The 19,452-nt window shown below is 59.5% G+C and carries 17 protein-coding genes; 15 read left to right on the top strand and 2 right to left on the bottom strand.

Features of this window, described 5'->3' with window-relative positions:
• Positions 1-2: 2 nt before the first annotated feature.
• On the bottom strand, positions 3-3,146 hold the full coding sequence (gene rne / locus MD273_RS05955; protein WP_239036838.1) for a ribonuclease E: 3,144 nt from the start codon (positions 3,144-3,146) through the stop codon (positions 3-5).
• Between the two features lie 596 nt (positions 3,147-3,742).
• Here rne and rluC point away from each other — a divergent pair.
• The 3 genes from rluC to MD273_RS05970 are packed head-to-tail and all read left to right on the top strand — an operon-like array spanning position 3,743 to position 6,534.
• Positions 3,743-4,810, top strand: coding sequence for a 23S rRNA pseudouridine(955/2504/2580) synthase RluC (rluC, locus tag MD273_RS05960; RefSeq protein WP_239036839.1), 1,068 nt, complete (start codon positions 3,743-3,745; stop codon positions 4,808-4,810).
• Entirely contained in the window at positions 4,807-5,454 is a 648-nt protein-coding gene (locus MD273_RS05965) for an HAD family hydrolase (RefSeq protein ID WP_239036840.1), read from the top strand. Before rluC ends, MD273_RS05965 begins: the two co-directional genes overlap by 4 nt.
• 39 nt (positions 5,455-5,493) lie before the next feature.
• Positions 5,494-6,534, top strand: a complete 1,041-nt coding sequence (locus MD273_RS05970) for a S49 family peptidase (protein ID WP_239036841.1) — start codon at positions 5,494-5,496, stop codon at positions 6,532-6,534.
• Positions 6,535-6,541: 7 nt separating this feature from the next.
• On the opposite strand, the gene MD273_RS05975 is transcribed toward MD273_RS05970, so the two are convergent.
• The gene (locus tag MD273_RS05975) at positions 6,542-7,135 is read right to left on the bottom strand and encodes a Maf family protein (protein WP_239036842.1); all 594 of its coding nucleotides are present in this window, start codon (positions 7,133-7,135) and stop codon (positions 6,542-6,544) included.
• Between the two features lie 109 nt (positions 7,136-7,244).
• Here MD273_RS05975 and MD273_RS05980 point away from each other — a divergent pair, with 109 nt between their 5' ends.
• The 12 genes from MD273_RS05980 (at position 7,245) to putA (ending at position 19,438) form a co-directional block, all read left to right on the top strand.
• The gene (locus tag MD273_RS05980; protein ID WP_239036843.1) at positions 7,245-7,796 is read left to right on the top strand and encodes a YceD family protein; all 552 of its coding nucleotides are present in this window, start codon (positions 7,245-7,247) and stop codon (positions 7,794-7,796) included.
• Between the two features lie 81 nt (positions 7,797-7,877).
• Positions 7,878-8,057, top strand: coding sequence for a 50S ribosomal protein L32 (rpmF, locus tag MD273_RS05985; RefSeq protein ID WP_048495018.1), 180 nt, complete (start codon positions 7,878-7,880; stop codon positions 8,055-8,057).
• Between the two features lie 44 nt (positions 8,058-8,101).
• Positions 8,102-9,103: a phosphate acyltransferase PlsX gene (gene plsX, locus MD273_RS05990; protein WP_353050296.1), complete on the top strand. Its 1,002-nt coding sequence runs from the start codon at positions 8,102-8,104 to the stop codon at positions 9,101-9,103.
• 110 nt (positions 9,104-9,213) lie between these two features.
• Positions 9,214-10,152 carry an ACP S-malonyltransferase gene (fabD, locus tag MD273_RS05995; RefSeq protein ID WP_239036844.1) on the top strand — a complete coding sequence of 313 codons (939 nt, stop codon included), beginning with the start codon at positions 9,214-9,216 and terminating at the stop codon, positions 10,150-10,152.
• 15 nt (positions 10,153-10,167) lie between these two features.
• Positions 10,168-10,911 carry a 3-oxoacyl-ACP reductase FabG gene (gene fabG, locus MD273_RS06000; protein ID WP_239036845.1) on the top strand — a complete coding sequence of 248 codons (744 nt, stop codon included), beginning with the start codon at positions 10,168-10,170 and terminating at the stop codon, positions 10,909-10,911.
• 135 nt (positions 10,912-11,046) lie between these two features.
• A complete protein-coding gene (gene acpP, locus MD273_RS06005) occupies positions 11,047-11,280 on the top strand; it encodes an acyl carrier protein (protein WP_008938713.1) in 234 nt (77 codons plus the stop codon).
• Positions 11,281-11,411: 131 nt separating this feature from the next.
• Positions 11,412-12,659: a beta-ketoacyl-ACP synthase II gene (gene fabF, locus MD273_RS06010; protein WP_239036846.1), complete on the top strand. Its 1,248-nt coding sequence runs from the start codon at positions 11,412-11,414 to the stop codon at positions 12,657-12,659.
• A 6-nt stretch (positions 12,660-12,665) separates the two neighbouring features.
• Positions 12,666-13,484 carry an aminotransferase class IV gene (locus MD273_RS06015; protein WP_239036847.1) on the top strand — a complete coding sequence of 273 codons (819 nt, stop codon included), beginning with the start codon at positions 12,666-12,668 and terminating at the stop codon, positions 13,482-13,484.
• 5 nt (positions 13,485-13,489) lie between these two features.
• Positions 13,490-14,560, top strand: a complete 1,071-nt coding sequence (gene mltG / locus MD273_RS06020) for an endolytic transglycosylase MltG (RefSeq protein ID WP_239036848.1) — start codon at positions 13,490-13,492, stop codon at positions 14,558-14,560.
• Positions 14,557-15,189, top strand: a complete 633-nt coding sequence (gene tmk / locus MD273_RS06025; protein WP_239036849.1) for a dTMP kinase — start codon at positions 14,557-14,559, stop codon at positions 15,187-15,189. The genes mltG and tmk overlap by 4 nt, the downstream gene beginning before the upstream one ends.
• A gap of 105 nt (positions 15,190-15,294) precedes the next feature.
• The gene (locus MD273_RS06030) at positions 15,295-16,074 is read left to right on the top strand and encodes an AraC family transcriptional regulator (RefSeq protein WP_239036850.1); all 780 of its coding nucleotides are present in this window, start codon (positions 15,295-15,297) and stop codon (positions 16,072-16,074) included.
• 184 nt (positions 16,075-16,258) lie between these two features.
• On the top strand, positions 16,259-19,438 hold the full coding sequence (gene putA / locus MD273_RS06035; protein WP_239036851.1) for a bifunctional proline dehydrogenase/L-glutamate gamma-semialdehyde dehydrogenase PutA: 3,180 nt from the start codon (positions 16,259-16,261) through the stop codon (positions 19,436-19,438).
• The last annotated feature ends 14 nt before the right edge of the window (positions 19,439-19,452 follow it).

Raw genomic sequence — 19,452 nt, forward strand, 5'->3', positions numbered from 1 at the left:
TATCAGTTACTCCCGGCTTTCTGGGCTTCTTCAGCGGCGCGCTGACGGCGTCGAACCTCACGAGGATCATTATAGGCCCGGCCCGGCGTTACCGGGAGGTCCAGTTCCGGCTTTCCGCTTTCGCCCTGGAAAATGCGAGGCGCTTCGGAGGCCTTGGGTTCCGGGGCGCTCTGCGCCGCGGCCTGGTCTTCCGTGGGCTTTTCCGCTTCAGGCTTGCTGGCGGACTTTGGCTCGGGCTCTCTAGCTTCAGGTGCTGTTTTCGGAGTCTCGGCCTTTTCCGGTTGCGGGGTCTCTTTCTTCGGGGCGGTGGTTTGCCCTTCCGACTTGGGACCTTCTGCCTGTGTTTGCTTTTCCGCCTCAGGTTGCGAAGGCTTTGCCGGTTCCGCCTTGGTTTCCTCGGTTTTGGCCGGCTCTACCTTGGCAGGTTCCGGCTTGGGCGCCTCGTCTTTCGCTGTTTTGGCTTTGGAGGCCTCCGGCTTGGACTCCCCGGCCTTGGGCGACTCCTGCTTTGGAGCCTCGGCTTCGGCCTTGGCAGACTTCTCGGCCTCTTTCTCGGCCGGTTTGTTCTCCGGCTGTTGAGCCTTTTCAGTCGGCTCTGCTTTTGCGGGCTGCTCGGTCTTGGCGACTTTCTCTCCCTGATCTGCCTTTTCTGCCTTCTGGGCTTTTTCGGCCTTCCGGGGCGCGGCTTCGGGCTTGGGTTTCTTGCCTTCCTCCGCCTTGGCGGGCGCTTGCTGAGCCTCGGCTTTTTCAGTAGCTACGTCTGCGGCCGGACGGGGTTCCTGCTTGCTCTCCGGAGTTTTTTCCGGGGCAGAGGGCTTTGTCTCGGCCTTGCGCTCAGCGCCCTTGTCTGCAGTGCTTGCTGCCTTCTTTTCCGGCTCAGCGGTTTTCTCGGGCTGAGTATCCTTCTGGTGCTTGTCACTGCGAGCAGCTTTGCGGTCCGCCGGCGTGCTTGACGGTGCCTCGGCCGGAGAACCATCGCGGTTGCGCTGACGGCGCGGCTTGCGCGGCTTATCACCGCCGGAGCCCTTCTGGCCAGTGTCTTTCTGCTCTTTGGGCTGTTGTTGATCCTTCTGCTCTTTGCCCTGTTGTTGCTCCTTCTGGCCGCGATTATCCTTCTGCTCGCGGCTGTCTTTCTGGTCCCGCTGCGGACGGTTGCGACCCTGGCCGCGACCCTTGCGCCCCTCGGCACCCTTGTCCTGACCCTTGTCGCTGCCCTGGCGGCCTCCTCGGCTCTGGTCATCACTGCGGCCGCGACCACGGTTACGGGAATCATCGCCACGGGCCTGTTGTTGTCCGCCCTGGCGTCGATCACCACTGCGGTTTCCACCGGAGCGCTGGTCATCCCGGGCTACCCGGGACTTGCGACGATCCTGGGTTCTGCGATCCTGGCGCTGGGGGCGTTTGTTCTGCTCACGGTCTTCGCCCTGTTCACTCTTGCCGCCAAAGAAGCAGGCAATCTTGCGACCCAGCTTACGGAACAGGCCCTCTTCCTGGGCGGCAGCCTCGGCCACTGTGGGCGTCGGTGCCGGAGCCGGCGCCGACGGACGGATCGCCTTGACGGCAGCCTGTTCGCGTACCGGTTTTTCCGCGGTGGGCGCTTCAAAGATTTCCTCTTCGCGCTCGCTGTATTCCTGGGCTACCTGATGGCTGGAGATATGCTCGGGTGTGGTTTCGTCCTGACGGATGCGCAGGATCTCGAAGTGGGGGGTTTCCATGTGCGGCACGGGAACCACCACGACCTGGACGTTCTGGCGCGACTCGATGTCGGCCAGCTGTTTGCGCTTCTCGTTCAGCAGGAAGGTGGCTACGGATACCGGGACAATGGCCCGGACTTCGCCGGTCTTCTCTTTGGACGACTCCTCGTAGATCAGGCGCATGATGCTCAGCGCCAGCGATTCAATGCCACGGATGGTACCCTGGCCTTCGCAGCGCGGGCAGACCTCGCTGCGGGTTTCGCCGAGGGACGGGCGCAGGCGCTGCCGCGACATTTCCAGCAGGCCAAAGCGGGAGATCTTGCCGACCTGGACACGAGCCCGGTCGATCTCCAGAGCTTCGCGCATCTTCTGTTCCACTTCGCGCTGATGCTTGGCCGGGGTCATGTCGATGAAATCGATCACGATCAGACCGCCCATATCCCGCAATCGAAGTTGACGTGCGATCTCCTCTGCTGCTTCCAGGTTGGTCTGCAGCGCGGTCTCCTCGATGTCCTGGCCTTTGGTGGCGCGTGAGGAGTTGATGTCGATCGATACCAGTGCCTCAGTTGGGTCGATCACGATGGAGCCACCGGAAGGCAGCTTCACCTCCCGCTGGAAGGCGGTTTCGATCTGACCTTCGATCTGGTAACGGCTGAACAGCGGAATCTCGTCCTTGTACAGCTTGATCTTGTTCTCGAAAGTCGGCATTACGGCGCGGACGAAGTTCAGTACGTCCTCGTACACGTTGCTGGCGTCGATCAGCACTTCGCCGATGTCCTGGCGGAGATAATCGCGTACCGCGCGGATAATGACGTTGCTTTCCTGGTGAATCAGGAAGGGGGCCTTCCGTTCACCGGCGGCCTGGGTAATCGCTTCCCAGAATTGCACCAGGTAGTCGAGGTCCCACTGGAGCTCTTCGGTGGTGCGGCCGATGCCGGCAGTACGGACAATGATACCCATGGTCTTGGGGACCTGGACATCGCTCATGGCTTCCTTGAGCTGGGCCCGCTCCTCACCTTCGATGCGACGTGAAATGCCACCGGCGCGGGGGTTGTTGGGCATCAGCACAAGGTACCGGCCAGCCAGGGAGATAAACGTAGTCAGGGCGGCGCCCTTGTTGCCACGCTCTTCCTTGTCGACCTGGACAATGACCTCCTGGCCTTCGGAGACCACATCCTTGATGTTGATCTTGCCCTCGATCTGTCCCGGGGATTTCTTGAAGTATTCCTTGGAGATTTCCTTCAGGGGCAGGAAGCCGTGGCGCTCGGCGCCGAAGTCGACGAAGGCGGCTTCCAGGCTGGGCTCCACACGGGTGATCCGGCCTTTGTAGATGTTGGCTTTCTTCTGCTCGCGGGAGCTGGATTCGATATCAAGGTCGAACAGACGCTGGCCATCGACCAGAGCTACGCGCAACTCTTCAGGATGAGTTGCATTAATGAGCATTCTTTTCATGGAAAGAAAGGGTTCCTGTCGTTTGGTTTTGACAGAAAACCGGGGGGATTCGCATCAGCGAAGCGAAACGTGCGTGCCGCGGGCCTGTTACAACTGAGGCAGCCGGCGGCCAGACCGAATCAGACCCTTATGGGGCGCGATTCTGTTGGTTCAATACCACCGCCGACGGTCATGCTGCCTGTTGGCAGGGAGAGGTCGTTTAGGGTGAATGTCTGTTGACGCATGTTATCCGTTTTCAGGTTCACACAGGTGCCTGGGTCTCACGTCGTATTGGTAAGCTGGACGGCCCGGCCTTGCGTGGCAATGATTCTTCGCGATGTCGCCCGTCGGTTTTCCGCACGGTTCCTGTTCTTTCGGGACATCCTGGCAGCCTTTCATCGGTCTGCGGACGCGTAATCCGAAAGCATTTCCTGCGCCGTTCCCGCTATCTGTTCGGGCGCCGGCGTTCAAACTCTCTGATAGTGTCGGTATACTTCTGCCGCTCCGGCTTCTGGCTGGAGTAAGCCAGGCCGTAGACAAACGGCAGAGCACGCCGGAATATAACAGTATTGCGGTGGCTGTTCAATCCTCCAAACGCGTTGTCCGCAAGGAATTCCATGTCACGCAAGCCTGATGCGAAAAAATACGCCAGACGCAGCAAGCGCCCGCCCGGGCCGCCGGCCAGGAGAGAGGGGGCGGTCTCGCAGTCTTCGGGACCCACGCAGGAGGTGCGTCAGGGTGTCCAGTGGGTCACCGTGGATGAGGATAACGACGACCAGCGAGTGGATAATTTCCTGCTCTCGCGATTGCGAGGTGTGCCGAAAAGCATTATTTACCGGATTGTTCGCAAGGGCGAAGTGCGGGTCAACAAGGGCAGGGTGAAGCCGGATACCCGGTTGCGCGCTGGCGATACTGTCCGCATCCCGCCGATTGTGCGCAAGGAGAAGCCGGAGCAGGTGAAGCCCGGAAGCCGGGTGCAGGGCGTGATGGAAGCGGCGGTCATTTTTGAGAACGACCAGATGCTGGTGGTGAACAAACCCTCGGGTATTGCGGTTCATGGCGGTAGCGGATTGAGTTTTGGTCTTATCGAAGTGCTCCGGTCGGCCAGGCCTGGCAGTCGTTTTCTTGAGCTGGTGCACCGGCTGGACAGGGACACTTCCGGGCTGGTGATGATTGCCAAAAAACGCTCCGCCCTGCGCTATCTGCAGGATGAGTTACGGCAGAAGCGCGTGCGCAAGTTCTATCACGCGCTCGTCGCCGGAAGTTGGCCGGATGATGTGGGTCGGGTCGATGAGCCTCTGTTGCGCTACGAGATGCCCAATGGAGAACGTCGGGTTCGGGTCGACAGCGCGGGCAAGGCATCGCTGACCACTTTCCGGAGCCTGGAGCGGTTCCAGGGGTATACCCTGGTTGAGGCCTCGCCGGTGACCGGTCGGACCCATCAGATCCGGGTGCACAGTGCCTGGGTGGGTCATCCGATCGCGGGCGATGACAAGTATATGGATGAGGTGAGCATGAAGGCCTTTCGTTCCATAGGGGGGCAGCGACTGATGCTGCATGCCAGGGCCCTGGAATTCCGTCTTCCGGGTACCGATGAGCCAATGAGGCTCGAGGCCCCATACGACGAAGCTTTTGACCGCGTGCTCCGGATTCTCGGGGCGCGCAAATCAGGATCAGAGAAATGAAAGTAAAAGTAGTGATATTTGACTGGGACGGCACCCTGGTGGATTCGGTTGACCACATTGCTGACAGTCTGCATCAGGCGGCTACCGAGCTGGGCTATCCCGAGCTGGAGCGTGAGGCATATCGGGACATCATCGGCCTGGGCATGGTTGAGGCTCTCGAAAAACTGTATCCGGGCATCTCCCGGGACGAGATGAACAGCATTCGGGAAGGTTACGCCCGTTACTTCTTCAGCAAAGTGACCACGCCCCAGAATGTCTTTGAAGGCATGGCCGAGCTGGTTGCTGATCTGCGGGAATTCGGGCGCAGCTGTTCAGTGGCTACCGGCAAGAGTCGCCGGGGCCTTGAGAGCGCGCTGGTCACCAGTGGTCTGGGTGAGCACTTTGAAATCACCCGTTGCGCCGATGAGACCCGATCCAAGCCGGACCCGGCCATGTTGAAGGAAATACTGGAATTTTACCGCATCGAGCCGACCGAGGCGGTGATGATCGGCGATACCCGCTATGATCTTGAGATGGCTCGACGTATTGGCATGCCCTCGATTGGTGTCGAGTGGGGGGTGCACAAGCGGGACGTGTTGGGGGGCTACGATCCCCATGCCATAGTTGAATCGGTGCCGGATCTTCGTCGCGTGCTGGGGCTCTGAGCCCGGTGTCGCCAATGCAGTTGCTGACAGGATGTATGCATGAGTGAGTGGGATTCTGACAAATCGCCGGAATGGGGTGATGAGCCAGCCGAGAAACCCTCTGGTCGTTCGTGGTTGGGCAGGAAGGGGCCGTCCATGCCGCCGGAGAGTAATCGCGACTGGAGGCTCATCGAGAAGCTGGTCATGTCGCTCCAGGCGGAGCAGCGTCGCAGTCGTCGTTGGGGAATCTTCTTCAAGTTCCTGACTTTTGGTTATCTGTTCCTGCTGCTGTTTCTGATCCGGTTTCCGCTCGGAGAGGGGCTGGACTCTGTGACTGGCGCCCATACTGCGGTGATCGAGATCAATGGCACCATCGCCTCTGACGAGCTGGCAAGTGCCGACAATATTGTGGGAGCGTTGCGTTCGGCATTCGAGGCCGAATCGTCGAAGGCTGTGGTGTTGCGAATCAACAGCGGCGGAGGAAGTCCGGTCCAGTCGGGTTATGTGTACGATGAAATCAAGCGGCTTCGGGAAGAATATCCGGACAAGAAAGTCTACGCGGTCATTTCAGACATTGGCGCCTCGGGTGCTTACTACATTGCGGCGGCAGCGGACGAAATCTATGCCAACCGCGCCAGTCTGGTGGGCTCCATCGGCGTAATTGCCGGTGGTTTCGGTTTTACCGAGGTCATGGACAAGGTTGGCGTTGAGCGCCGGCTGTATACGGCCGGCGACAACAAGGCCTTCCTGGATCCCTTCTCGCCGGAGGATCAGGAGGAGGTGCAGTTCTGGAGTTCGGTGCTCGAGAATACCCACCGCCAGTTTATTGAGGCGGTGAAACGAGGTCGGGGTGATCGCCTTGCCGACGATGAGCGGCTGTTCAGCGGCCTGGTCTGGAGCGGTGAGCAGGCAATGGAGTTGGGGCTGATCGATGGCCTTGGCAGCGCCTCCTCTGTTGCCCGGGACGTTGTCGGTGCCGAAAAGCTGGTGGATTACAGTCATCGCAGGTCGCCGCTGCAGGGTCTGGTTGACCAGCTGGGTGTTGCTTTCGGCGAGGGCTTTGCCGCGCAGTTGCTCGAATCCCGTCTGGAATTGCGTTGACGGCTGGTCAGCTCTCAAGCAGTGGATTGCATCCCCAGTTCCGGAGCATCCCGTTGAGGGCGATCAGAGGCAAGCCGACGAGGCTGTTGGGGTCTCTCCCCTCCAGCCGGTCGAACAGGGTGATGCCCAGGCCTTCCATCTTGAAACTCCCGGCGCAGTCATAGGGTTGCTCCCGCTCAAGGTAGCTCTCGATTTCCTCGGTGGATAGTGTCCGGAAATGGGCTGTGAAGGGCTCGCAGATTCGTTGGCACTCGCCGCTATCGGTGTCCAGGAGGCACAGGCCGGTGAGAAACACTACTCTGTGCCCGCTGCTCTGCTGTAGCTGCTGAACCGCCTGGGCGTGATCGCCGGGTTTGTGCAGCAGCGTGCCGTCCGGCAGGCAGGCGACCTGGTCGGAGCCGATGATCCAGTGGTCGGGATGTCTGGCTGCCAGTGCCCGGGCCTTGTTCTCGGCGAGTCGCAGGGCAAGGTCCTCCGCGGACTCCCCAGGCAGGGGCGTTTCGTCAATGTCCGGGCTGGCGGTCGTGAAAGGCAGGGTCAGCCGCTTCAGTAAGGCCTTGCGGTAGGGTGACGAGGAGGCCAGTAGCAGGCGTTTGGTCATTGCCGAGTTCCTTTTGTGGTTAAATACCCGTATTTCCCATGGTAACCCGTCGGGAATTGGCAACGAAGTCTTTGACACGCGCGGGCCTCGCCCCTAAAATTGCGCGCCTATGTCGAAAGCGTCGAACGCCGAGTTGCCCAAATCCGTTGACCCTTACAAGTTGGCGGAACAGAACAGCGTGCTGGAGGGAGAAATTCCTCTCAGTGCTTTGGCTCGTTTCCGGGAATCGGTTCTGGGTCTTGGTGACGGTGCTGTGTGCTGCGTCAGGCTGTCTTTTTCCAGGGACAGAGAACGTCGTCGTATCGTCTCCGGTGAGCTGGAAGCGCCGGCGACCCTGGAGTGTCAGCGGTGTATGGGGCCAATGGCCACAACACTGACCTCCCGGTTTGTGCTGGGGCTCGTAACCAGCGACGAACAGGCGCAACAACTGCCGAAGGACCTTGAGCCGTTCCTGACCGATGAGTTCAGTGCGGATCTCTGGACCATGGTGGAGGACGAGCTTTTGCTGGTTCTGCCGCCGTTCCCGCTGCACGACCGGAATGAGTGTCCGGCCCGGGATGATCTGGAAGCTCTCGAGCCCGATGGCGCGCCGGCGGAGCCGGAAAAGTCAGGAAAAGAGAATCCGTTCAGTGTGCTGGCGGACCTCAAGACGAAGCATTAACCGGGCGCAGCCTCCGATCGGGAGTCGGCGCGTTACAATGAACACACGTTATTTTTACGTTAACAGGTCAGGAGCATAATCATGGCTGTACAGCAAAACCGTAAGACCCGTTCCAAGCGTGGCATGCGCCGTTCTCACGACGCTCTGAGCACTGCCGCTCTGTCCACAGACGCAACCACCGGTGAAGTTCATCGTCGTCACCACGTGTCGCCGGATGGCTTTTACCGCGGTAAGCAGGTAATCGAAGCCCGCGACGAGTAAGCTCGTTGCATTCAGTCACCGCCCAAGTGTCAGGTGAAAGTGCCGTGAACCCGGTTACCATTGCCATTGACGCTATGAGCGGTGACCGTGGGCCGGCTGTCGTCGCGTCTGCGGCACTGGAAGCGGTGCGAGAAAACGAAGCCTTGAGCATCATTCTGGTGGGAATCCGGAGTGAGCTCGAGGCTTTTTTGCGTGAGGGGCATGCCCGCATCCGGGTGGTTGAGGCGGCCGATGTTGTCCGCATGAACGAGCGCCCCTCCCATGCCTTGCGCCACAAGAAGAACTCTTCCATGGCGGTGGCCCTCGGACTGGTTCGGGATGGCGAGGCCCAGGGGTGTGTCAGTGCCGGTAATACCGGAGCGCTGATGGCGTTCGGCCGTTCTATCATACGAATGTACCCGGGGATTGAGCGCCCGGCCATTGCCAAACTGATCCCTTCCCTGCGCGGCAAGTGCCATGTTCTGGATCTGGGCGCCAATGTCGACTCCACGGCTGAAAACCTCTATCAGTACGCCCTCATGGGCTCGCTCATGGCCTCGGCGATATGTAACCAGACCGAACCAAGGGTTGCCCTGCTCAATGTCGGCGAGGAGGAGATCAAGGGCAACGAGCAGGTTCGCCTTGCATCCCACATGCTGGCCCAGTGCGACACCATCAATTACATCGGCTATGTTGAAGGCAGCGATCTGTTCCGGGATGTAGCGGATGTCGTGGTCTGTGATGGTTTCGTCGGCAATATTGCGTTGAAAACCGGCGAGGGCGTAGCCGGTCTGTTGATCGAGTTGATGGAGCAGGCGTTTACCCGCTCCTTGTACGGTCGTTTTGTTGGTCTGCTGGCCCGTCCGATTATCGGCCGGCTCCTGCAGTTGATGGACCCTTCCCGTCACAACGGCGCCAGCCTGCTGGGCCTTCAGGGCGTGGTCATCAAGAGTCACGGCAATGCCAATGAGAGGGCCATGCTGGCTGCCATCCGCCAGGCGGTCAGGGAAGTGCAACTGGAAGTTCCCCGCCGTATCAACGAAAGGCTGGACGATCTCATGCTCTGAGCCTGAGACTAAAGTCTGTCCCTGATCAGCCGTGCATTCGCGGATAATTGGCCTAACTTGTACTATTGGCTAATCTCCCGAAACCCTTCAATGACGATAAGATTCGCGCTATGAAATCAGCCTTTATTTTTCCCGGACAAGGATCCCAGTCTGTTGGCATGCTCAGTGACGCTGCCGAAGCCTGGCCCATCATCAACAAGACCTTCGCTGAAGCCTCCAACGTGCTCGGTTACGATCTCTGGCATCTGTGTCAGAAAGGACCGGCCGAGGAGCTCAACCAGACCATGGTTACCCAGCCCGCGCTACTGACCGCCAGTGTTGCCCTGTGGCGCCAGTGGTTTGTTGCCGGCGGTCGTGCCCCGAGCTTTGTCGCGGGCCACAGCCTGGGCGAGTACAGCGCCCTGGTCGCTGCCGAGAGCCTGGATTTTGTCGAGGCTGTCAAGCTGGTTCGCCTTCGCGGCGAGCTGATGCAGCAGGCGGTTCCTGCCGGCGAAGGCAAGATGGCCGCAATTCTCGGCCTGGATGATGCCGACGTGGTCGCCGCCTGCGAGAGTGCGGCCCAGGGTGATGTGGTCTCTGCCGTCAACTTCAATGCACCCGGGCAGGTCGTGATTGCCGGTTCGGCTGCGGCCGTGGACCGTGCCATTGAGGTCTGCAAGGAGCAGGGTGCCCGCAAGGCGATGCCCCTGCCGGTCAGCGTTCCCTCCCACTGCGCACTGATGAAAGGTGCCGCAGAAGAGTTGGCCGAGGCGCTCAATGATGTGCGCTTTAACGATGCTGTCATTCCGGTGGTCCAGAATGTCCACGCGTCGGCTGAGACCGAGGCTGACAAGCTCAAGGCCAACCTGCTCAAGCAGCTCTATTCACCGGTGTTGTGGACGGATTCCGTGCGCCAGCTGGTGTCTGAGGGCGTTGAAATGGCGGTTGAGTGTGGGACCGGGAAAGTTCTGGCCGGACTGATCAAACGAATTGACCGTAGCCTCCCGGTATACGGAATCGAGGATCCGGATTCACTGGCGAAGGCTCTCGAAGCTTTCGGCCAATCCTGACGAAAGGAGTCTTTCATGTCTTTGGAAGGTAAAGTTGCACTGGTGACCGGTGCAACCCGCGGCATTGGCAAGGCCATTGCCCAGGCGCTCGCCAAGCAGGGCGCCGAGGTTGTAGGTACCGCCACCAGTGAAGCGGGCGCCGAGTCGATTTCGAAGGCGTTCGCGGATGCCGACCTGAAAGGTTACGGCATCGTCATGGATGTATCGGACCCGGAAAGTATAGAGTCGGGCCTCAAGGCGCTGACCGAAAAATCCGGTGCGCCCCAGATTCTGGTCAATAATGCCGGCATCACCCGGGACAACCTGCTGATGCGCCTGAAAGAAGACGACTGGACGTCGGTCCTGGAGACCAACCTGTCCAGCGTATACCGCACCAGCAAGGCGGTCCTGCGTGGCATGGCCAAGGCCAAGTGGGGGCGGATCATCAATATCAGTTCCGTGGTTGCCGGTATGGGTAACCCGGGGCAGGGCAACTACTGTGCCGCCAAGGCCGGTGTTGAAGGCTTTACCCGCAGTCTGGCCAAGGAAATGTCGAACCGCGGCATTACTGCCAACTGCGTGGCGCCGGGCTTTATCGATACGGATATGACCAAAAAACTGGACGACAAGCAGCGCGAGGCTATGCTGGAAATCATACCTGCAGGTCGTCTTGGTGAGCCGGAGGAAGTGGCCGCTGTCGTGGCTTTCCTGGCGTCGGATGCGGCCGGTTACGTGACGGGCGAGACCATTCACGTGAACGGCGGAATGTACATGGGATAAGCCCCGAATCCGGGGCTTCTGCGCAACTCCTTGTCGCGCAACATGTTTGACTGAGTCCCTGCTTGTTTGCAGGTAGGGTTTAATCTAAACTGGCAGCACTTGAGTTGCTTGGTTGACACACAAAGTGAGGACATTATGAGTACAGTTGAAGAGCGCGTGAAGAAGATCGTTTGTGAACAGTTGGGCGTTAAAGAGTCCGAAGTTCAGAACACATCTTCTTTTGTAGAGGATCTTGGCGCTGACTCACTGGACACTGTTGAGCTGGTTATGGCCCTGGAAGAGGAATTCGAAACCGAGATTCCTGACGAAGAGGCTGAAAAGCTGGGCACTGTTCAGGACGCGATCGACTACATCGTCGCGCATACCTGATACTCAGCGATTAAGTAAGCCAGGCAAAAAGCCGTCCTTGTGAAATATCGAGGGACGGCTTTTTTATTGGCTGAAATTCAGGTTCAGTCGGCGTTCTGTTTTTCCACGAACAAGATCAGGTGTAATGGGATATGAGTAAACGACGGGTTGTCATTACGGGTATGGGCATGCTTTCGCCGGTGGGTAATGATGTGCAGGGCTCGTGGGATGCCATCAAGGCCGGGCGCAGCGGTATCGGTATGATCGACCGGTTTGATGCCTCCGGCTACAACACACGTATCGGCGGGGCGGTGAAGGATCTGGATATGAGCCAGTACCTTTCCACCAAGGATGCCCGGAAACTTGATGCCTTTATCCATTACGGCCTGATTGCGGCCCAGCAGGCGGTTGATGACAGCGGTCTTGAGCAGTTCGACGACCTCGACCGGGAGCGGGTCGGTGTTGCCATCGGCTCCGGTATCGGTGGCCTGGAGTTTATCGAGAAAAGTGTCATCCAGATGGAGAAAGCGGGGCCCCGGAAGGTTTCTCCGTTCTTTGTGCCGGCCTCGGTCATCAATATGGTGTCCGGGAACGCCGCCATCCGTTTCGGTTACCGTGGCCCCAATATTTCGATTGTGACCGCCTGCACCACAGGGACTCACAACATCGGCTATGCGGCCCGGACCATTGCCTACGGTGATGCGGACGTGATGCTGGCCGGCGGTTCCGAGATGGCGACAACCCGTACCGGCGTTGCGGCATTCTCCGCGGCCCGGGCCCTCTCGACCCGGAATGACGAACCGGAAAAGGCCAGTCGGCCCTGGGACCGGGATCGGGACGGTTTTGTCCTCAGTGACGGCTCCGGTGTGCTGGTCCTTGAAGATCTGGAGCATGCAAAGAAGCGCGGTGCCACCATTTATGGTGAAGTCATCGGCTTCGGTATGAGTGACGATGCTCATCACATCACGGCGCCGCCGGAGAGCGGTGAGGGCGCGGCCCGGTCCATGCGTAATGCCATCCGCGACGCCGGCCTCGATCCGGATGCGGTGGACTATATCAATGCCCATGGCACATCCACGCAGGTGGGCGATGTGGCTGAGGTCCGGGCTGTCCGGAGCGTTTTCGGTGTCCACGCCGACAAGCTGGCCATGAGCAGTACCAAATCCATGACCGGTCATCTGCTCGGCGCAGCGGGTGCGGTGGAAGCGATATTCTCGGTACTGGCGCTTCGGGACGGAATCCTTCCGCCGACCATCAACCTGGACCATCCCGACGAGGGCTGCGATCTTGATCTGGTCCCTCACACCAGCCGCCAGGCGGATCTTCGGATTGCGCTGTCGAATTCCTTCGGGTTCGGTGGTACCAACGGAACTCTGATTTTCCGGCGTTACGAAGGCTGATCGGCCATGGTGCAGGTGTTCTGGGCGGAAGAAGGCGGCCTGCCTGCCAATGATCGTGGCCTGGCCTACGGAGATGGGTTGTTTGAGACTATTCTCATGCAGGGTGCGCGCGGGACGCTGGTGGCTCAGCACCTTGAGCGGTTGGTCAGGGATGCGGAAAAGCTGGGTATAGCGGTCACGGATGCCGATATCAAGCATGTCTACGCCCGGGCGGCAAGTCATTATGGCCGGTCCCGGCCCGGAACCGCCTGGGTTCTGAAGCTGATTGTCACCCGGGGAGCGGGAGGACGTGGTTACCACCCGGATCCGGATATGTCGCCGAACTTGCTGGTATCGGCGAATGCAGCCCCGCCCGGGGTGTCGTCCGAGGGGGTCCGTGTTGATTACTCCCGCATTCCTCTGACCGTCAATCCGGTATTTGCCGGCATCAAGTCACTGAACAGGCTTGAGCAGGTCATGGCAGCCAGAGAGCTTGCCGGGGATGTCTTCGAAGTCCTGCAGTCAGACAGGGACGGTCATCTGGTGGAAGGAACCCGCACCAATCTGCTGCTGAATACCGGCCAGGGCTGGGTGACGCCCCCCCGGGACTCGCTTGCTGTCGCTGGCGTCATGAGGCAATGGGTAATGGACCGCCTTCGCTCGCTCGGCGAGACGGTTGTTGAGCGTCCTTTGATACGTCAGGACATCGAGTCGCCCAACATTCGTGGTTTTTATCTTCTGAACAGCGTTCTGGGAGTGGTCGCGGTTCGCAATCTGGATGGTCGGGATTTGCCTGTCGACAAGGGACTTGCGACAATCTGCGATCCTCTCGAAACACTGGAATAAGTCTTTTGCTCAAGAAGTTACTGATTATTTGCGTATCTCTTACGGTGTTGGCCGCAGCTGGCACCGGCTTGTGGGTCTGGCAGGGGCTGAAAACCCTTGAGGAGCCGGTCAGTCTGGACGAACCGGTGCTGTTCAAGGTGCCCTCGGGAGCTGCCTTTAGCCGGGTTGCGCAAAAGCTGGAAGCCGAGGGCCTGGTTGAGAAAAGCCTCTGGCTGAAGCTCCATGGCCGACTGAATCCGGCGCAGGCGCGAATCAAGGCCGGTGAGTATGAATTTACCGACGGGATGTCGGCGCGGGACATGGTGAACGCCATGGTAGCCGGCGACATCAAACATTGGAGTATCCAGTTCATCGAGGGTTGGACTTTCAAGGATATGCGGGCGGCATTGGCCCGGGCCGAAAGGCTCCGTCAGGAAACCGCGGACTGGAGCGACGAGGAAATCATGGCCGCGCTGGGGGCCGAGGGAGAACACCCCGAAGGGCGCTTCTTTCCGGACACCTACCTTTTCGCCAGCAGTGAGTCGGATCTGGACCTCCTGAAGCGTGCCTTCGCCCGGATGGAAGACGTCCTGGCCGAGGAGTGGGAAAACCGTGAAGAAGGCCTGCCTTACGATACTCCCTATGAGGCGCTGATCATGGCCTCGATTGTCGAGCGTGAAACCGGCGTACCCCATGAGCGTGACGAAGTTGCGGGGGTGTTTGTCCGTCGGCTTCAGAAAGGCATGCGACTGCAGACAGATCCCACCGTGATCTACGGAATGGGCGACCGGTACCAGGGCCGGATTGGCAGTAAGGATCTGCGTACTCACACGCCGTACAACACCTACCGGATCGACGGATTGCCGCCGACCCCCATCGCCCTGCCGGGCCAGGAAGCAATTCACGCAGCCCTGCATCCGAACGACGGGGATTCGCTGTATTTCGTCGCCAGGGGAGACGGTACCCACAAGTTTTCACGTACACTCGCGGAGCACCAGAAGGCGGTTCGGGAATTCCAGCTAAACCGCCGTGACGACTACCGTTCGTCGCCACCACCGGACAATAGTGGCGACCCCAGTCAGGAGCAGGCGCAGTGAAGCGGGGTCAGTTCATAACGTTCGAAGGCACCGAGGGGGTTGGTAAATCAACCCAGTTGAACAAAGCTGCAGAGGCGCTGCGCACTGCGGGTGTTGAGGTCATCGTCACCCGGGAGCCTGGCGGAACGCCTATGGCCGAGTCCATTCGGGAGTTGTTGCTGGCGCCCCGCGATGAACCGGTTCATGAACTCACGGAACTTCTCCTGATGTTCGCGGCCCGTGCCCAGCACCTGCATACGCGAATCCTGCCAGCCCTGGAGAAGGGGCAGTGGGTTCTGTGCGATCGCTTTACCGATGCGACATTTGCATACCAGGGCGGTGGCCGTGGAGTTGCCAAAGAGCGTATTGCCCAATTGGAGAGCCTTGTTCAGGGTGATATTCGGCCCGATCACGTCATCGTTCTGGATGCGCCGGTGGAGATCGGAATGGCCCGGGCGCGTCACCGGGGTGATCTGGACCGTTTCGAGCAGGAAACGGTGGCGTTTTTCGAGCGCATCCGCACCACTTATCTCGAGCGGGCCGGAGACTCACCGGAGCGTTATCACCTGATCGATGCCTCGGCGCCGCTGGCCGAGGTCAGTGAGCAGGTTACCGGATTCATCCGGGGCCTGGTGAACGCGTCGCACTGAATCAATCCACCCGGAGCGTTGTGTCCTCAAACTGGCCAGTTCGTGCACTTTCTGCCCGGATCTGCTTTAATTGAGTGATATTCTCAGTTAGAACCGGTTGTCATCATGCTTGACGCTCGCCTGTTAAAGCTGCCCATTGCATCACACCAGCACCGTCATGAGCACCATCAGGTGGTTGTCGGGGTACGGGGTGAGGCTGATCTTAGCGTTGATGGCACCGGCTCCCACCTGGATACCTGGAAAGCCTGCCTGGTTCCCACCGAGGCCCGGCATGATTACTGCGGCGACAACCAGAACCATGTCCTGGTCATCAACCTGGACCCTTACATACCGGTCCTCAATACGCCAGCTCACCGGGACTATGAGCGGCTGGCGCCCCTGTTCGAGCGGCCGCGAACCCTGGAGATGGATAACCGGCTTCAGGGGCTTGTGCAGTTTGTGGCCGGGGAGTTCGACCGGGCCCCGGATAACGATGGCATGAAGCGTCATCTGGCGGCCAGCATTCTCCATTGCATGGCAGAGAGACTGACCGAGTCCCGCACGGTGATTTCCAACCGGAACACCATCAGTCCCGACGTCATCCGCCGCTACATCATGGAAAACCTTCACCGCAAGATCCGGGTGGAAGACCTTGCCGGGGTGGCGTGCCTCAGTGTCAGCCGGTTCCATGAGATGTTCCGGGAGGTCACAGGCATCACCCCCCATCAGTTCCTGCTGCAAACGCGCATTGACCAGGCCGTCCAGCTTCTGGTTTCCACTTCTCTTTCCGTATCCGAGGTCAGTTACCGGACCGGCTTCTCCTCCCAGAGCGCCCTCACCAACGCGTTGCGCAAACACAAGGGCACAACGCCCTCAAAGCTTCGGTTTGGCGAAAAAGTTGCCTGAAGTTTGCACAAAATTGTGGATTCAGGACGTTTTTACAAAAGAATCGTAGGATTTTGTAAGCCGTAGATCCGTAGTAATACTAACTTATACCCTCAATGAACTGCCGTCAGGACGCAGCGGAATCTTCATAACAAGGATAACCAGTCGGCCGGTTTGACTACCGGTTTCTTTCAGGGGCGCTCAGATGTTTCAAGCGAGCAGGGTATTAGAGCCGGTCTTTCAGGAGCAGCCGAGAACGTTTTTCTGGCATGCCCTTACGGCCAACTATGCCGTTGATGAGTCTGCCTACCTTGAAGAGCTGATTCCCCTCGCCCAGAGCGATACCGCCGAACACAGAGCCGTGACCGGGACTGCGACCGACCTGATCCGGAAAGTCCGCGAACAGGACGATTCGGTCCATATGGTGGATGCGCTGCTCCAGCAATACAGCCTCGACACCGAAGAGGGGATCCTGCTGATGTGTCTGGCGGAGGCGCTGATGCGCATCCCGGACAAGCATACGGCGGATGCGCTTATCGAGGACAAGATGTCTGCTGCGGACTGGAACCGCTACGTAGGCCGCAGCGAGTCCACTCTGGTGAATGCCTCGACCTGGGGCTTGTTGCTGACCGGGCGGGTGGTCCGGATGGACAAGCGCCTTGACGGCTCTCCCTCCAATATCTGGAAGCGCCTGGTAAAGCGCAGCGGTGAGCCGGTTATCCGCAGTGCCATGTACAAGGCCATGGCGATTATGGGCAAACAGTTCGTGCTCGGCCGGGATATTGACGAAGCGCTGAGGAATGCCCGTGAGTACCGTCAGCTGGGCTATACCTACTCCTTTGATATGCTCGGTGAAGCGGCGTTGACGGAAGAGGACGCCGGCCGGTATCTCAAGGATTATCTTGGCGCGATTGAAGCCGTTGGCAGTGACCCCCAGCCCGGCAGTGGGGCGCCGCGCCCGTCTATCTCAATCAAACTGTCCGCCTTGCATCCCCGCTACGAAGCCGCTCAGGAACACCGGGTGCTGGAGGAGTTGTTCGGGACCGTACGGGACCTGATCGGTGTTGCCCGCCGGAATAACGTGGCGATTACCATTGATGCCGAGGAGATGGACCGCCTCGAGCTGTCCCTCAAGCTGTTCGAGAAAGTGTATTGCACCGAAGTGGTCAAGGGCTGGGGCGGATTTGGCATGGTCATACAGGCCTATTCCAAGCGTGCGCTGCCGGCCTTGTGCTGGCTGACGAAACTGGCGAAAGAGCAGGGCGACGAGATCCCCATCCGCCTCGTCAAAGGTGCCTATTGGGATACCGAGATCAAGATCTGCCAACAGCGGGGGCTGGAAGGTTATCCGGTCTTTACCCGGAAGGAGGCGACGGACACCTCCTATCTGGCCTGCCTGCGCTATCTGCTCAGTGACTATACCCGTGGCGCGCTTTATCCGCAGCTGGCGAGCCATAATGCGCACACTGTGGCCTCGGCTCTGGCCATGGCCCGTGACAAGGGCCGGGAGTTTGAATTCCAGCGCCTGCATGGCATGGGCGATGCCCTGTACAACAGCATACTTCGGGAGCACGACATTCCGGTGCGCATCTATGCGCCGGTGGGGGCGCACAAGGATCTCCTGCCTTATCTGGTGCGCCGTCTCCTTGAAAACGGTGCAAATTCGTCCTTCGTCCACCGGCTGGTGGATGCCAGGACACCGGTGGAGGACCTGGTTCTGAACCCGGTCCAGGAGCTGCAGAAGTATGCTGCCCTGGCAAATGACCGGATTCCCGTTCCCGGCCGCATATATGGAGAGGAACGGATCAATTCCCGTGGCCTCAATACCAGTGTGGAAGCCCACCTGGAGCCACTGTTGAGCCGTCTGGACGGTTGGGCCGGGTCAAACTGGCATGCCGGACCTGTGATCAATGGTAGGCGTGTTCTGGAGGGGGAAGGCAAAGAGGTACGCTCACCCCAAGACTCTGCCAGTAGTCCCGGATCGGTCGTGTGGGCGAGCAAGGAGCAAGCCGCGGAGGCGCTGGCAGTGGCTGAAGCCGGTTTCAGTGGCTGGTGCATGCGATCGGTTAGCGAGCGGGCAGGGTATCTCGAAAGATATGCGGACCTGCTCGAACAGAACATGGAAGAACTGGTGGCCATCTGCTGTCGCGAGGCGGGTAAAACGATTCAGGATGGTATCGACGAGGTCCGCGAGGCGGTGGATTTCTGTCGATATTATGCGATCCAGGGCCGTGCCCGCTTTGGTAAGCCGATTGCCATGCCCGGCCCGACCGGTGAGAGCAATGAACTGTATATGGAAGGTCGGGGCGTGTTCCTTTGCATCAGTCCCTGGAATTTTCCACTGGCCATTTTCACCGGCCAGATCATGGCCGCCCTGGTAGCCGGCAACACGGTAATTGCAAAGCCCGCAGAGCAGACCAGCCTGGTTGCATGCCGGGCCGTGGAGCTGATGCTGGAGGCGGGTTTTCCGCCGGATGTAGTTCAACTGTTACCCGGTGATGGCGAAGAACTTGGCGGCGTCCTGACCCCGGACCCCAGGATTGCCGGCATTGCCTTCACCGGATCTACACAGGTTGCCCACCTGCTGAATCGCACACTTGCCCAGCGGGATGGAGCAATCGTACCGCTGATTGCCGAAACGGGCGGTCAGAACGCCATGATCGTGGACAGTAGCGCACTGCCTGAGCAGGTTGTGCGTGATGTTCTGCAGTCTGCCTTTGCCAGCGCAGGCCAGCGCTGCTCGGCGCTGCGGGTGCTGTATTTGCAGAACGACGTGGCGGATCGTATGGAATCCATGCTGGCCGGGGCAATGAAGCAGCTATCCGTTGGCAACCCGGCGTTGCACAGCACCGATGTCGGCCCGGTGATTGATGCCGAAGCGAAGCGGTCACTGGAGGCACATATCGGTGAACTGGACCGGACCGCACGCCTGATTGCCCGGTCGCCTTTGCCTTCGGTCTGCCGTTCGGGAAACTTCGTTGCGCCATCCGCGTATGGCATCGAAAGCATAAAATATTTGAAAGACGAGCACTTTGGGCCGATTCTTCATGTAGTACGTTATGAAGCAGAGCGGCTTGATGAGGTTATCGGTGAAATCAATGAAAGCGGTTACGGACTGACGCTGGGCATCCATAGCCGGAGCGAGTCTACCGCCGCGTACATCGAACAGCGGGTGAAAGTGGGGAATACCTACGTCAACCGCGATCAGATCGGAGCAGTGGTGGGGGTTCAGCCCTTCGGGGGGCAGGGCCTTTCGGGGACCGGACCCAAGGCGGGGGGGCCTCATTACCTGCAGCGCTTTGCAACAGAGCGCACAAGGACGGTCAATACCACGGCGGTCGGGGGGAATGCCTCGTTGCTGTCGCTGGGTATTGAAAAGGTTTAAGGATCAAAAAGACA

Origin of the sequence: Marinobacter sp. C7 (assembly GCF_022343555.1) — a bacterium.
Lineage (GTDB): Bacteria > Pseudomonadota > Gammaproteobacteria > Pseudomonadales > Oleiphilaceae > Marinobacter.

What these genes read in the sequence shown, in the direction of transcription:
- rne (WP_239036838.1), bottom strand. Translation starts at nt 3,146, where the DNA reads ATGAAAAGAATGCTCATTAATGCAACTCATCCTGAAGAGTTGCGCGTA.
- rluC (WP_239036839.1), top strand. Translation starts at nt 3,743, where the DNA reads ATGTCACGCAAGCCTGATGCGAAAAAATACGCCAGACGCAGCAAGCGC.
- MD273_RS05965 (WP_239036840.1), top strand. Translation starts at nt 4,807, where the DNA reads ATGAAAGTAAAAGTAGTGATATTTGACTGGGACGGCACCCTGGTGGAT.
- MD273_RS05970 (WP_239036841.1), top strand. Translation starts at nt 5,494, where the DNA reads ATGAGTGAGTGGGATTCTGACAAATCGCCGGAATGGGGTGATGAGCCA.
- MD273_RS05975 (WP_239036842.1), bottom strand. Translation starts at nt 7,135, where the DNA reads ATGACCAAACGCCTGCTACTGGCCTCCTCGTCACCCTACCGCAAGGCC.
- MD273_RS05980 (WP_239036843.1), top strand. Translation starts at nt 7,245, where the DNA reads ATGTCGAAAGCGTCGAACGCCGAGTTGCCCAAATCCGTTGACCCTTAC.
- rpmF (WP_048495018.1), top strand. Translation starts at nt 7,878, where the DNA reads ATGGCTGTACAGCAAAACCGTAAGACCCGTTCCAAGCGTGGCATGCGC.
- fabD (WP_239036844.1), top strand. Translation starts at nt 9,214, where the DNA reads ATGAAATCAGCCTTTATTTTTCCCGGACAAGGATCCCAGTCTGTTGGC.
- fabG (WP_239036845.1), top strand. Translation starts at nt 10,168, where the DNA reads ATGTCTTTGGAAGGTAAAGTTGCACTGGTGACCGGTGCAACCCGCGGC.
- acpP (WP_008938713.1), top strand. Translation starts at nt 11,047, where the DNA reads ATGAGTACAGTTGAAGAGCGCGTGAAGAAGATCGTTTGTGAACAGTTG.
- fabF (WP_239036846.1), top strand. Translation starts at nt 11,412, where the DNA reads ATGAGTAAACGACGGGTTGTCATTACGGGTATGGGCATGCTTTCGCCG.
- MD273_RS06015 (WP_239036847.1), top strand. Translation starts at nt 12,666, where the DNA reads ATGGTGCAGGTGTTCTGGGCGGAAGAAGGCGGCCTGCCTGCCAATGAT.
- MD273_RS06030 (WP_239036850.1), top strand. Translation starts at nt 15,295, where the DNA reads ATGCTTGACGCTCGCCTGTTAAAGCTGCCCATTGCATCACACCAGCAC.
- putA (WP_239036851.1), top strand. Translation starts at nt 16,259, where the DNA reads ATGTTTCAAGCGAGCAGGGTATTAGAGCCGGTCTTTCAGGAGCAGCCG.